The sequence below is a fragment of the Leisingera sp. MMG026 genome, assembly GCF_021654205.1.
Classification (GTDB): domain Bacteria; phylum Pseudomonadota; class Alphaproteobacteria; order Rhodobacterales; family Rhodobacteraceae; genus Leisingera.
The window spans coordinates 75214-89853 of record NZ_JAKFZM010000004.1 but is presented as its reverse complement, the minus strand read 5'-3'; the positions used below and the strand labels follow the sequence as shown (position 1 = coordinate 89853).

At 62.1% G+C, this 14640-nt stretch carries 10 protein-coding genes; 9 read left to right on the top strand and 1 reads right to left on the bottom strand.

The annotated features are described in order from the left end of the window. Positions 1–44: 44 nt before the first annotated feature. The 9 genes from tssI to L1069_RS03390 are packed head-to-tail and all read left to right on the top strand — an operon-like array spanning position 45 to position 12371. A complete protein-coding gene (tssI, locus tag L1069_RS03430) occupies positions 45–2156 on the top strand; it encodes a type VI secretion system tip protein TssI/VgrG (RefSeq protein ID WP_237454796.1) in 2112 nt (703 codons plus the stop codon). Between the two features lie 9 nt (positions 2157–2165). Further along, positions 2166–2774 carry a hypothetical protein gene (locus L1069_RS03425; RefSeq protein WP_129373184.1) on the top strand — a complete coding sequence of 203 codons (609 nt, stop codon included), beginning with the start codon at positions 2166–2168 and terminating at the stop codon, positions 2772–2774. Positions 2775–2789: 15 nt separating this feature from the next. Continuing rightward, entirely contained in the window at positions 2790–3089 is a 300-nt protein-coding gene (locus L1069_RS03420) for a PAAR domain-containing protein (protein ID WP_129373185.1), read from the top strand. A gap of 8 nt (positions 3090–3097) precedes the next feature. After that, the gene (gene tagH, locus L1069_RS03415; protein WP_129373186.1) at positions 3098–4573 is read left to right on the top strand and encodes a type VI secretion system-associated FHA domain protein TagH; all 1476 of its coding nucleotides are present in this window, start codon (positions 3098–3100) and stop codon (positions 4571–4573) included. A gap of 47 nt (positions 4574–4620) precedes the next feature. After that, positions 4621–5961 (top strand): type VI secretion system baseplate subunit TssK, encoded by a 1341-nt coding sequence (gene tssK, locus L1069_RS03410; protein ID WP_237454795.1) that lies wholly within the window; start codon positions 4621–4623, stop codon positions 5959–5961. A 14-nt stretch (positions 5962–5975) separates the two neighbouring features. Beyond that, a complete protein-coding gene (tssL, locus tag L1069_RS03405; protein ID WP_237454794.1) occupies positions 5976–7400 on the top strand; it encodes a type VI secretion system protein TssL, long form in 1425 nt (474 codons plus the stop codon). Beyond that, positions 7397–10969 carry a type VI secretion system membrane subunit TssM gene (tssM, locus tag L1069_RS03400; RefSeq protein ID WP_237454793.1) on the top strand — a complete coding sequence of 1191 codons (3573 nt, stop codon included), beginning with the start codon at positions 7397–7399 and terminating at the stop codon, positions 10967–10969. The genes tssL and tssM overlap by 4 nt, the downstream gene beginning before the upstream one ends. Beyond that, complete coding sequence (gene tagF, locus L1069_RS03395; RefSeq protein WP_237454792.1) at positions 10969–11649, top strand: type VI secretion system-associated protein TagF; 681 nt, start codon at positions 10969–10971, stop codon at positions 11647–11649. Before tssM ends, tagF begins: the two co-directional genes overlap by 1 nt. Then, positions 11649–12371, top strand: coding sequence for a protein phosphatase 2C domain-containing protein (locus tag L1069_RS03390; protein ID WP_237454791.1), 723 nt, complete (start codon positions 11649–11651; stop codon positions 12369–12371). Before tagF ends, L1069_RS03390 begins: the two co-directional genes overlap by 1 nt. A gap of 83 nt (positions 12372–12454) precedes the next feature. Here L1069_RS03390 and L1069_RS03385 read toward each other — a convergent pair whose 3' ends face one another. Then, entirely contained in the window at positions 12455–14623 is a 2169-nt protein-coding gene (locus L1069_RS03385; RefSeq protein ID WP_237454790.1) for a serine/threonine protein kinase, read from the bottom strand. Positions 14624–14640 lie beyond the last annotated feature (17 nt).

The window sequence follows — 14640 nt, the reverse complement described above, 5'->3', positions numbered from 1 at the left end:
GCCGGCGATTTCCGGCCCGGTTCCCGTCGCGGAAAGGAGGAGACATGGTTGTAAGCAAGGGCCATGAAAACGACCTCGCCTGGATGTCGGGGACATATTCCACCGACGGCCTGATGATGAGCCGTGCGATTGTGCGCGAGGGGCTGAGCAAGCTGACCGAGACCACAATTGAGTTTGCCGCGACCAAGAGCCAGCCCAAGCTTCAGGATCTGGTCGGCAAGCAGATGAATGTGCATGTGATGCGCCAGCAGACCGAGCATCAGTTCAACGGGCTGTGCATTTCGGTCGAGTATCTGGGCTTTCGCAACGGCTACGAGATGTATGTGGCGGAGGTGCGCCCCTGGTTCTGGCTGCTGACGCGGACCAGCGACTTGCGGGTGTTTCAGGAAAAGACGTCTGTCGATATCATCAAGCAGCTGTTCAGCGAGTACGGTTTCAGCGATTTCACCGACAAGCTGAGCGATTCTTACGAGGCGCGCGAATACTGCCTGCAATACCGCGAGAGCGATTATGCCTTCCTGTGCCGTCTGATGGAGGAAGAGGGGATATACTTCTACTTCGACAGTCCCATTGGCGATACCGCGATTGAAAAGCTGGTGCTGTGCGATGGTGTCAGCGGGCACGCGCCGATCAAGGGCGGCGCGGGTATTGAGTTCCACGCCCGCGATGACAGCGACCGGCGGCGCGAGGAGCATATCTCGGAATGGACCAAGGAAGAGATCCTGACCCGCGGCAAGGTCACGCTGAATGATTTCAATTTTGAAACGCCCTCGGCGGATCTGAAGGCGGCCACTGAAATACTTAAGGGCAGCCATTCCTACAAGAATTACGAAGTTTATGACTATCAGGGCCGGTATCCGTCCAAGACCCCATTGGGTGACAAACGCTCAAGGGTGCGGATGGAAGCGGAGGCGATCCGGCACATCCGCTGGCGCGGCGCCTCCAGTGTGGCGACCCTGGGCACCGGCAGCACCTTCACCATGGAAAAACATCCGGTGAAGGAGAACAACAAAGAATATCTCGTCATTGAGGCGGAGCATCATGTCAAGGTGGCCTGGGATTACGGCGAGCGGGAAAGCCAGAAAAAGAAAGAGATTGCGACCAAGGGGGCGATGCGGCGCGACCTGAAGGCGCGCAATATGGATGTGCCCGAGGAAATGGAGCATGACGTCTATGCATCGACTTTCAGCGCCATTTTGAAGGCCGATCAGTTCCGGGCGCCCTTGGTGACCCCCTGGCCGGAGGTGCAGGGACTGCAGACTGCAACCGTGGTCGGCCAGAGCGGCGAAGAGATCTGGACCGACAAGCATGGCCGGATCAAGATCCAGTTCCATTGGGACCGGGAAGGCAAGATGAGTGAGACCTCTTCTTGCTTTGTACGGGTAGTGACACCCTGGTCCGGCAAGAACTGGGGCATGGTGGCGATCCCGCGGATCGGCCAGGAGGTTGTGATCCAGTTCGAGGACGGCAATCCCGACCGGCCGATCTGCACCGGAATGCTTTACAATGCTGAAACCATGCCGCCCTATAGCTACCCCGATGATCAGACCCAGCTGGGGATCAAAACCAATTCCTCCAAGGGCGGCGGCGGCTATAACGAGCTGATGTTCGATGACAAGAAAGACAGCGAGCTGATGCGGGTGCAGGCGCAGAAGGATCACCAGATGCTGGTCAAGGACCGCTCGACGGTGACTGTTGGCATGGATGCGCCCGATCCGGAAGTGACCGGGGCGGATGAAAAGAGCTACCTGTTCACGGTTCAGCAGCACATGACGGAAACCGTGCATGAAGGCGACCGGACCGAGGTGGTGGAAACCGGCGACAAGTCCGAGACCATCCAGACCGGCAATATGACCCTGGATGTGGATACCGGCAACCTGACCGAAACCATTGCCAAGGGGGACCATTCGGAAACCGTGTCGCTGGGCAATCTGACGGTTGATGTGACCGCGGGCAAGATCGCCATGAGCGCAGGTCAGGAGATCAAGCTGACAGTGGGGGCATCTGAGGTAAAAATCGACAATTCCGGTGTTACGATCAAGGGGCCGATGATCAAGATCGAAGGCTCTGGAATGGTTGAGGCCAAGGCGCCGATGACCACCGTGAAAGGCGAGGCCATGCTGACCCTGAAGGGCGGCCTCACGATGATCAACTAGGTGGTGCAGATGTCGGCAAGATTTGAAAAGCTGGTGAAAATGCCCGCTGACCCGGTGGCCAAGCTGTTGTCACGGGCAAATGTTATATTGAAAACACCGCTGGAGGCGCCGCCCACGGCGCTGGCGGGAACTGTGCTGGAGGAGCTGGACCGCAAAGGCGCGCTGGTCGATCTGCTGCGGCTTTTGGCAGTGCTGCTGCCCCCGCGGGAGCGGGTCTGGTGGGCCTGTCTGGCGGCGCGCGATTACATCGGGCCGCGCTCGGACCAGGATCCGGCCTCGCTGACGGCGTCGGAGGCCTGGGTGTTTGAGCCATCCGAGGAAAACCGCGACAAGGCGCGTATCACCCTGGATCATGCCTATGTGGATGATGACACGGTGAATTGCGCGCTGGCGGTGCTCTATGCGGCCGGCACCCTGGGACCGGGAGAATTGAATCAATATCCCGCCCCCGCAGGCGCGTCCGAGGCGGCGGCCTTTGCCATGAATATGGTGGCCTTGGGTCAATTGTCTGATAAGTTTGAAGAACACGGCGGCGTTCTGATAGAGCGGGCGCTGGATATTGCGCGTGGCGGCAAGGGGCAGGTTGTCCAGGTGCCGGAAGCGGCAACGCAAAGCTGAGGGAGGATGTAAGTTATGGGAATGCCACAGGCCCGGATGACGGATCTGCATGCCTGCATGCTGCCCTCCACCCCGCCGCCGCCGGTGCTGCCGGTGCCGACGCCGATCCTGCCGCCCTGCGCGGTGACCGTGCTGGTGGGCGGTCTGCCTGCGGCGCGGGTCTCTGATATGTGTACCGCGGCGCCGCCGCACCCGATCGTCAAAGGGTCCGGCACGGTATTGATCAACAGCCTGCCTGCGGCGCGTATCATGGATACGGCAGCGTGCGGCGGCATGATCACCCTGGGGCAGGTCACCGTATTGGTGGGAGGATAAGCCCAGGCATGGGAGTGACGTTGAAATTCCAAAGCTCGGGCGCAATGCCCGGCGATGCGGCCCCTGTTCCGATGCGGGGGCCAAGCCTGACTGTGGGACGCGGCGCCAGCTGCGACCTGGTGCTGCCGGATCCGGACCAGCTGCTGTCGCGCAATCACTGCGTGATCGAGGATCACAATGGCAATGTGGTGGTGGTGGACCTTAGCTCCAACGGCACCTTTCTGAACTATTCCAAAATCCCGCTGGGCCGCACGCCGACGCCGCTTAACAATGGGGATGTGCTGTGCGTCGGCAACTATGAGCTGGTGGTGGAAATCCGCGATGATCTGGCGGATGTCGGCGGCATGATTGCTGCCCCCGCCGCGCAGGGGCCGGCCTCGCACGGCAATGCCGCCAATGCGCCGGATCCGCTGCAGCTGCTGGAAGACGCGGGACCGGGCGGTGATTTCCTGGATGATCTGCTGGGCGAGGGGCTGAAGGGGCCTGCTCAGCTGAACCCGGTGGATCCGATCGATGAGCTGCTGCCGCCCCTGGGCGAGGAAGAAGATCCGTTCTTTCAAAAAGCCAGCGATGGACGCGAAGGTGAGGGGGCCAGTCTGGCCAACCACAACCCGACCGCTTCGGACGGGTTTGCGGTGCCTGCAGCGCAGTCGAACATGATCCCGGACGATTGGGACGATGATTTCCTGTCCGGTATAGGCGAGCCGGAAACCCCGGTGCCTGCCCCCGATCCGCAACCTGCACCGCCGCCGCGGGAGGTTCCGCCCCCGGTGCCGGAAACCCCGCCCGCAGCACCGCCGCCGGAAGTGCCGTCCGCACCGCCGACCGAGATACCGCCGGTGCAGGATACGGCTGCGGGGGAAGAGAAGACCATCGCGCCAGCGGCCCCGCCGTCAGCGGAGGCGCAGGACGCGGTGGCCGCGTTCCTGAAGGGTGCCGGCGCCGAAGTCAGCCTTGATCCGGCGGAACACGCCAGCACCATGGCGCGCATGGGCCGGGTGATGCGGACACTGGTTACCGGCCTGCGCGAAATCCTGATGACGCGGACCTCGATCAAGTCTGAATTCCGGATTGAACAGACGATGATCTCGGCGGGTGGAAACAATCCGCTGAAATTCTCGATCACGCCTGAACAGGCGGTTGAGGCGATGGTGCGCCCGGCGACCAAGGGTTACTTGTCGCCTGAAACCGCCGCCGAAGAGGCGCTGCGCGATATCAAGGCGCATGAGGTGGCGATGGTCACCGGCATGGAGGCGGCGCTGAAAGGCGTCTTGAAACGGCTCGACCCCAAGGCACTGGAAAGCCAGATTGAAACCAAAGGCGGCCTTAAGGGTCTTTTGCGCGGTAAAAAGGCGCAATACTGGGACGTCTATGAACAGCTTTATGCGGAGATTTCCGATCAGGCTGAGAATGATTTTCACGACTTGTTCAGCCGCGAGTTCGCGCGTGCCTACAAGGATCAGCTGGACAGGCTGAAGGACTGATGCGCACCGCGCCGCTGGCGCGTGCCCGCAACTGAGAGGAGATCCCGGTGTCCTGGGACAGTAAAGTACTTTGGACGGAGGGGCTGTTTCTGCAGCCGCATCACTTCCAGCAGTCCGACCGCTATAACGAGGCGCTGGTTGCCGGGCTGGCGCGGCGGCTCGGCTCCTATGCCTGGGGTGTAAACGGGCTGGAAATCGACCATGAGGCGCTGAAGATCGGCCAGTTCGCGGTGAAGTCCTGCGAAGGGCTGACCCATGACGGCACGGTGTTCCGGGTGCCGATGGCGGATCCGCACCCGCCGGCGATGGAAGTGCCCTCGACGGTCAAGGATTGCATCGTCTATATCACCGTGCCCCAGCGCCGCCAGGGCGCCACCGAGGTAGACCTGAGCGGCGCCGAACGCTCCGCCAGCCGGTTGCGTCCGGACAAGCAGGAAGTGACCGATGTCACCTCGACCGAGCGCAAGCCGGTGGAGTTGGATGTGGGCAAGATGCGGCTGCAGTTTGCCCTGGAGGTGGACGATCTGGCCGATCTGCTGGCGATCCCCGTCGCGCGTATCATCGAGGTGCGCCCGGACAAGGAGATCGTGCTGGATCAGGCCTTTGTCCCGGCTTGCCTGGATGTGCGGGCGGCGCCTGCGCTCAGCGGTTTCCTGCGCGAGCTGGAGGGGCTGCTGGCGCACCGGATGGAGGCGCTGGCGGGCCGTCTGTCAGAGGCGGGCGGTGCCCGCGGGGTGGCGGATGTGTCGGACTTCATGCTGCTGGCGGTGGTCAACCGGATGCTGCCGCAGGTGCGCCATCTGCGTAACATTGAAAATCTGCATCCCGAACGCCTGTTCACCGCCTGTGCCGGGCTGGCCGGGGAGCTGTCGGTATTCATGTCGACCGAAAAACAGGCGCCGGAGTTTCCGCCCTATACCCATGACAATCTGGTCGAATGCTTTGCGCCGGTGATCCGGGTGCTGCGCCAATACCTCAGCTCGGTTCTGGAGCAGACGGCGATCCCGATCAAGCTGGAGGCGCGCAAATACGGTATCTCGGTGGGGGTCATCGCCGACCGCAAACTGCTGGGCAATGCTGGTTTTGTACTGGCAGTCAGCGCCGACATTCCGGCCGAGGACGTGCGCAAGCATTTTTCCGGCCAGGCTAAGATAGGACCCGTCGAGGAGATCCGCCAGCTGGTGAATTCGGCGCTGCCGGGGATCACCTTGCGGCCCTTGCCGGTGGCACCGCGGCAGATCCCCTATCACTCCGGCGTGGTCTATTTCGAGATGGACGCGGATAGCCCCTATTGGCGCAAGATGACCACTTCGGGCGGCATCGCAGTGCATGTGTCTGGGCAGTATCCGGGGCTCAAGATGGAGCTTTGGGCGATCCGTAATGCATAAGGGAAGATGCTGAGATGGCTGATTATGACGATCCCTTTGCCGAACCGGGGGATACCGACAAGACGGTGATCAAGCCGAACCCTGGCGGACGGCGGACGGCCACGCCGGTACAGCAGCCGGAGACACCGCAGGTCCAGCCCGGAGCGGAACAGCCGGCTGAGCCGGGGCTGGATGCCTATGGCGTGCCGCAGGCGGCTGCGCCGAAACAACAGGCTGCCGCGGGCGGGGCGAAGGCGCCGAAAATGGCGCTGACGGGCATGAACCAGCTGACGGCCTGTGCCTCGACCCTGTTTGCGCTGATCAGCCGGATCCGCAACCGGGCCCAGCACATGGACCCGGATGGCTTACGCAAGAATGTGGTGGCCGAGGTGCGCGCGTTCGAGAACCGCGCGTTGCAGGCAGGCATTGCCGCCCAGACGGTGAAAATTGCGCGCTATGCGCTGTGCGCGACGCTGGATGACGTGGTGCTGAACACGCCCTGGGGCGGGCAATCCGCCTGGGGGTTGCAGTCGATGGTGGCCACATTCCACCGCGAGGTGGTGGGCGGCGACCGGTTCTATGACCTGCTGGCACGGCTGGAGAAAGAGCCGGGCGGCAATATCGACATGCTCGAATTCCTGTACATGTGCCTGTCGCTGGGATTTGAGGGCCGTTTGCGGGTGGAGCAGGGCGGTTCCGAGAAACATCTGCAGATCCGCGGCGCATTGGCCCGGATCATCCGCAACCAGCGCGGACCCGTAGAGCGCGATCTGTCGCCGCATTGGGAAGGGCTGGTCAAACCGTTCAAGGCACTGTCGGTTTGGCGGCTGGTGTGGATCACCCTGGCAGCCACCTGCGCGCTGCTGGCGCTGCAGTTTCTGGGCCTTAGCTGGATGCTGTCGAACCAGACCGAGAATGTGGTCGGGCAGCTGACGATTGTCGATTCCGGCCCCAAGGCAGAGCTGGAACGGCGTGCGCCGCCACCGCCGCCGCCGCCGCCTGCACCAACAACCGAAGAACAGATCGCCAAGGTCTCGGGCTTCCTGGAACCGGAGATCAAGGAAGGCATCGTGCAGGTCTTCCAAAAGGGCAACACGCTGATTATCCGGCTGGCCGGTTCGGGCATGTTCGGCTCGGGCTCGGACCAGCTCAGCCAGAAATTCCGGTCCTCGGTAAACCGGGTGGCTGAATCGCTGAATGACGAAAAGGGCAAGATTATCGTGGCGGGCCATTCCGACAATATTCCTATCCGCTCCTCCCGCTTCCCATCCAATATGGCGCTGTCGCTGGCGCGGGCGAAATCGGTGATGGCAGGCATGGCCAAGGTGATGACCGACCCGGACCGGCTGTCGGCCGAGGGCCGCGCCGACAAGGAACCGATTGCAGACAACAGCACCCGCGCAGGGCGTGCCAAGAACCGCAGGATCGAAATCCTGCTGGTTCAGGAGGTTGAAGGATGATCCGCCGTTATATCTTTCCGCTGTTCCGGTCGATCTATACCATCCTGCTGATCCTGGCAGCGGTGCTGTCGGCCTGTGTTTGGTATTTCACCCCTTTCATCGGCAGCGAGGACTGGCGCCCGTTTGACAGTGTGACGTCGCGGCTGATCACCATCGGGGTGATCTTCCTTTTGTACTTCATCATCATCGGCATCATCTTCTGGCGGCGCCGCCGCAAGGACAAGGAGATGACCGAGGAGATCGCCGAAGCGGTGGATACCTCGGAAGACGATGTGCTGTCCGAGGAAATCGGCGAACTGCGCGGCAAGTTCAAGGACGCAATGAAGGAGCTGCGCAAGTCAAAGGGCGGCCGCCGGCATCTGAACGATTTGCCCTGGTACATCATGATCGGCCCGCCGGGCGCTGGCAAAACCACGGCGATTGTCAATTCCGGCCTGCAATTCCCGCTCGCTGAAAAGCTGGGCAAGGCTGCGATTGGCGGTGTCGGCGGCACCCGCAACTGCGACTGGTGGTTCACCAATGAGGCGGTGCTGATCGACACGGCGGGACGTTACACCACCCAGGAAAGCGACGCCGAGGCGGATAACGCCGCCTGGCTGGGTTTCCTGGGGCTGATGAAGAAGTACCGCAAGCGGCAGCCGATCAACGGTGCGATCATCGCGATCTCGCTGTCGGACCTGTCGTTGCAGGACGAGATCACCCAGAAAAGCCACGCTGCTGCCGTGCGCCGCCGTCTGGCGGAGCTGCGCGAGAAGCTGGGCGTGCGTTTTCCGGTCTATGTGTTGTTCACCAAGGCCGACCTGATTGCCGGCTTTCAGGAGTTTCACGACTCTTTGGGCAAAGAGGACCGCGAACAGGTCTGGGGTTTCACCCTGCCGCTGCCCAAGGGCAAAAAGGACGCCGCGCCGATTGCCGGGTTTGACGAGGAGTTCGGGCTGCTGCTGGGGCAGGTCAATGCGCAGCTCTTGGAAAAGATGCAGACCGAGACCGACCACCAGCGCCGCGCCCTGATTGCCGGCTTCCCGGCGCAGGTGGCTTCGATGCGCGGTGTTGCACGCGAGTTTCTGACCGAGGTGTTTCAGGACAACCGTTATGAACAGCGTCAGATGCTGCGCGGGGTCTATTTCACCTCCGGCACCCAGGAAGGCACGCCGATCGACCGGCTGATGCTGGGCATGGCGCAGACTTTTGGCATCGGGCGGCAGGCGATTGGCACCGGGCAGGGCACCGGGCGGTCTTTCTTCCTGACCCGGCTGTTTGAAAGTGTGATGTTCCCCGAGGCGGGGCTGGTGTCGGCGGATGACAAGGTCGAACGCCGCTACCGCTGGACCCGCCGGATTGCGATCACTGCGACAGTGCTGGTGGCCGTTGCTATGGGTGCGCTTTGGGTGCGGTCCTATCTGAGGAACACCGATCTGATTGCCGAGGCTGAGGGTCAGGTTGCCGCCTATCAGGCAGCAGCGGCGCAGTTGCCGCCCAGCCCGGTCGGCGATACCGATCTGGTGCCGGTGGCCGCTGCGCTCAACAATCTGCGCGACATGCCGGGCAATCCGGTGCTGTCTGATCCGGAACCCGATGGCGCCATGACCTATGGCCTGTATCAGGGCGAGGTGATCGGCACCCAAGCCGCACAGACCTACCGCGCGGCGCTGAACCAGCGGTTGCTGCCGCGGCTGCTGGTGCGGCTGGAGCAGCAGATCGAGGGAAATATCAACAATCCCGACACGCTGTATGAAGCACTGAAAATCTATCTGATGCTGGGCCTGCAGGGGCCGATGAACCAGGACCTGATCAAGGAGTGGATGCGGCTGGATTGGGAGCGGATCGCCTATCCCGGCATCGCCCGCAACCAGCTGCGTGCCGACCTGATGGATCATCTGACCGCGCTTTTGTCGCAGCCGATGGAGGAGATTGCCCTTAATGGCCCGCTGATTGCCCAGGCGCAGAACATCCTGTCGGAAATGCCGCTGGCGCAGCGGGTTTACAACGGCATTTTGAATTCGAAGAAGGCCACGGCGCTGGCGAAGTGGCGGATCACGGATGTTGGCGGACCGTCGGTCATGCGGGTGCTGGTGCGCAGTTCCGGCAAACCCTTGAACGAGGGGATCGAAGGCGTCTTCACCTATGACGGCTTCCACAACGTATTCCTGCCGGAGGCGGTCAGTGTCGCCGAGAGGGTCCACCGCGAAGCCTGGGTGCTGGGCGAGCAAAGTGATGCCGCCCAGAACGAGGCAGTGCTGCTGAAGCTCAGCCGGGACGTTTTGGACCTGTACTACAACGACTATATCAGCCGCTATGACCAGATCCTGGGGGATATCGACATTATCCCGCTGGAGTCGCTGTCCCACGCTGTTGAGGTCACGAATGTTCTGTCGGGGCCAACCTCGCCCATCGTCAACATCCTGACCGACGTCAGTGCCGAGACCCGGTTGAACGAGGATAAATCAATTCTGGACGCGGGCACTCTTGCTGCGGGTGCCCAGAACGTGGCCGCGATTGAGGCGCGCTCCAATCTGTCGATCCAGGGCCAGATCCTGCTGGAGGCGCTGGTCGGCTCTGCTGAAAATGCGCCCGGACAGGCCGCCAAGCCGCCGGGCGCCTATGTGCAGGAACGGTTTGAATGGCTGTACAATCTGGTGAACCGGCCCGAAGGCCAGCCCTCGCAGCTGGATGATCTGATGGGCCAGCTGCAGCAGGTCTATCAGGAGCTGAACAAGATGTCCTTCTCGGGCGTGGCCACAGGCGGGCAAAGCGGCCAGGCATTGCTGCAGTTCCAGCAGACCGCCAGCCGGATGGGCGGGCCGCTGCCCCGCTGGGCAACGCAGATTTCCGCGGGGTCTTCGGGGATCACCTCAGAGGGCACCCGTGCGTCGATCAATGCGCGCTGGCAATCGGCGGTGCTGCCGTTCTGCGAGCAGGCGCTGGGGAACCGCTATCCGTTCAACCGCTCGGCCCGCGCTGATGTGGCAATGGCGGATTTTGCCAAACTGTTTGCACCCGGCGGGATGATTGATGGCTTCTTTAACGATCAGCTGTTGAAATACGTCGATACCCGCAGCCGTCCCTGGACCTGGAAGCGGGTGAATGACGTGGATCTGGGCATCAGCCCGGCGGTGCTGCAGCAGATGCAATATGCCGCCGAGATCAAGGAGGCGTTTTTTGCCGGCGGTGCTCAGCCTGCGGTGCAGTTTCAGATCACCGTCAACGCGCTGGACCCCAAGGCGAAGGAGGTTGTGCTGGAGATCGATGGTTCCAAAGTGGCCTATAACCACCGGTCCGGTGCGCCGACGCCTGTGGCTGTGACTTGGCCGGGGTCGGTGGGGCTGGCGCGGATCACCCTTTTGCCCAAGAAACGCGACGCCGAGAACGTGATGTCGCGCGATGGGCCTTGGGCCTGGTTCCGGCTGCTGGATGCGGCAGAGGTGCGGCGCACCAATGTCTCGGACCGGCGGCGGGTGAATTTCCGCGTTGGCGGGCGTCTAGCACTGTTCGAACTGCAATCCGGATCTGTCATCAACCCGTTTGCCTTGCCGGCAATGGCAAAATTCAGCTGCCCGAAGTCGATGTAATGGCGGGGTTCGGTGCATTCGGTAAGATGCCTTCAGCCGGGGATTTTTTCCGGCTGAATACACCGGGCGGATTTGTGCGGGTTTGGGATGCCTGGCTGCAGCAGGTTATGCTGGACGGGCGCGAGATTTATGGCCCGGGTTTTGATGCCCACTACATGACCGCTCCGATCTGGCGGTTTACCCTGCCTGCCGGACTGGCCGGAGCGCAAAGGGTGATCGGGGTGCTGATGCCGTCGGTTGACCGGGTAGGCAGGCGGTTTCCGCTGACGCTGATGGCGGCGCTGCCAGGGAATGGTCCGGCCGCCGTGCCCTGCTTTGGCGAGGATGCGCTGTTTGAACGGCTGGAAGATGTGGCGCTGGATGCATTGGAGGATACGATGACCAAGGACAGCCTGGCGGAAGCGCTTGCGGGTATTCCAATGCCGGACATACGATCGGCGGATCCGCTGCCGGCCGCAGGCCCGGGTCTTGTTTTGGCCGGTGCCCAGGGGCCGGAAGTACTGCCAAGTGCCTTGGCGGGTGCCGCACTGGAAGGGAGGCTGACCGGCTGCAGCCTGTGGACGGCGATGCTGGATGGCGTGCCGCGGAGGCTGGCCTGTGCGGATCTGCCGCAAGGCGGCACCGCACTGGGGCTTTTTGACCTCGGGGCACCGGTTTGGGCGGATGCGGAGGGGCTGTGATGAACCAATTGCGCAAATACCGTTACACCGCGCAAACCCATGTGGGGCTTAAGCGCAAGGTCAACGAGGATGCCGTTCTGGCGCTGCCGGAGCATGATATCTGGCTCGTGGCAGACGGAATGGGGGGGCACGACGCAGGGGATTATGCCAGCCGGCTGATAGCCGATGCTGCGGCCATGATCCCGCTGGGTCTGGATCCTGCGGCGCGGATGCATGCGCTGCGCGAGGCGATACAGAACGCGCACAAGGCAATCCGGACCGAGGCGGAAGCCCGTGGCGGCGGCACAATCGGATCGACAGTTGCGGCGCTGGTGATGGCCAATCAGCATTTTGCCGGGCTATGGGCCGGCGACAGCCGGATCTACCGGCTGCGGGACGGGCATATCGAAATGCTGACCGAGGATCACTCGGCTGTGGCAGAATTTGTGCTGGCTGGAAAAATGACATGGGACGAGGCGGAGCAGCATCCGCAATCCAACGCGATCACCCGTGCTGTTGGTGTTGGGGAAGAGCTGGAGATCGACAAAATCCGCGGTGATACGGAACCTGGCGACCGCTTCCTGATCTGCTCGGACGGGCTGACAAAATATGCCACCTTCCAGATCCTGCAGGATGCGCTGTCCGGCACACCGCTGGAGACCGTCGGCGATCAGCTGATCCAGATCGCACTGAACGGGGGCGGTGCGGACAATATTACCGCAGTGGTGATTGACGTCCTGTGACTCCGCCGTTTCCTGACGAAGGAAACGGAACAAACCACGTGTGTTTTCCGAGCTGGAATTGCCAAAAATCTCCGGCCCGCTGATCAGGGTTTTGCAGTCACCAGAATACGGCTGTCCAGCGAGCGGATGCGGCTGGAATCCGCCTCGTAGCTGGCCTGCAAGGCTTCGGCAAACCCTACTGCGCTTTCGGACGTCGGGCGCATGCCGTCAAACAGCGGTTCTGCGGAGTGCAGGACCACCACTTTGCTTTTCCCAAGGGTGCTGTCGTCAACCTTGAAGGCAATGCCGCCGTTGGTGGCGGATTCTTCCAGGCTATAGGCAACCCGCACGGGAACTGTGCCCGCGGCACCGTCCCGCAGGCTGGCAACAGCATTGTCCTCGCGCGAGATATTGGGCAGCAAATGGAATACATTGCCTGAAACATCCAGGATCGACACGGTCAGGTAACCTTCGGTCACATCATCCGGCAGCACGATATCGATGACCGGGTTTTCGCCGACAAAGAATCGGCCTGATGGATTGGGCTCAACGCTTGATCCGCCAACGGCGAACTTCACTTCGGCGCCGCCGGACGGGGCTTTGGGCAGATGCTGTTCGACAACACATAGCGCGTCGTTCAGCACCTCAACATCCAGCACCACCTGGCGTTCATGCGCCAGCGCGCGCAGCGCATCGAACAGTTCCAGCCGGGTGGCGGTGCTGGCGACGCGGCCGCTGATCAGCACCGGGTCGCTGGGCGCGTAACCGTCGTAATGGCCATTGCCGTCCCGCAGCAGCGGTCCGCAATCGGCAAAAGCCTCCATCACTGCCTTGACCTCGGCCACCGGCAGCATCGGCAGCTCGAACCGGATCTCGGCCTTGCCTTCCAGGGCGCCGGGCAGGCCGTTGCGGAACAGCTCGTTCAGCATTTCGGCCACGTTGGTGTCGTCGGTGGAGCCGGTGAGCCGCGCCTTGTTGTTGCTGACCACCAGGCGCCATTCGCGCAAACCCTCAAGCGGTTCAACCGTGTTGAGCACATCGGCGCCCCAGGTGTCGGATATCGCGCCGGAGGCCAGAGTCAGATCGGCATCCTGGGACAGCGCCAAAAGGGCGTCCCGTGCTGCTTCGCTTGGCACGTTGCCAACGATTTGGACCGGACCATCGGGGGCTTTTTCGGCGATGAAAGAATAGGGGCGGGCGACTGGATAGGAGGGCTGGAAAACACTGTCGAGCATGCCGCTGAAATAGGCGCCAGCCCCGCCGCCGCCGAGCAGAAGCAAAACCGCCAAAGCCGCCCAAAGACCGCCGCGGCCGCCCTTTGTCTCCTCTGCCTTACCTTGAACCGGCTTGGCCGAGGATCGTGGCGGCGGGGCGGGTTTGCTGGTCTGCGGCACGATAATGGTGGCGTCTTCAGCCGGGCCATCCAGGATATCCCCCAGGCTGCCGCCATCGGGATCATCCAGAAAGGCCAGAACTTCACCTGCATTCTGGAACCGCGCGTTCGGATCCGGGGCGCACATCCGCTCGATCAGGGTTTTGAAAGGTTCAGGCAAGCCTTCTGTGTCGAGTGGTTTTTGCTTGTTTTCAACTACTTCCATCGGATTGGCGCCGAGTTTCGGCGCCGCGCCGCGGAAGTTGGCCAACAGCAGCGCACCCAGCGAATAGATGTCCGAGCGGGCGTCGGTGTTTCCGCTCATCTGCTCCGGTGCGGCATAGGAGTATTTGCCGGCAAACTCATTTCCGACAATGGTTTGGGCGCCCGGATTGGTGTCCTTGGCGATGCCGAAATCGATGATCACCGCCTCGGCCGGGTCACCGCCGCGCAGGATGATGTTGTCCGGGCTAAGATCGCGGTGGACGATGTTCCGGATATGCGCCGCCTGCAGGCCCTGGGCCACGCGGCGGCAAATCACCAGCAGGTCCTCAGCCTCCATCGGTCCCTGCTTCAGGCGCTTGTCGAGACCGGGGCCTTCGACATAATCCATCAGAAGATAGATATGGCCGTCCGGGGTGCGGTGATTTTCCGAATAGCGCACCACCGCAGCATGGCGGATTTCGCGGATATTCTCCTCGCGCGCCATCAGAACGGTAAAGTCCTCATTGGCGGCAAGTTCCTGTTTCAGCACCTTCAGGGCGACCAGGTTGCCGGAGATTTCCGAGCGTGCCTTATAGACATGAGACGTGCCGCCGCGACCCAGCAGGCCTTCAATCCTGTAGGTATTGTTCAGCAGGTCACCCGGCTGGAACAAGTCGCCAGGGCGCGATTCAAGCATGGAAGTCTCCCTGGCCC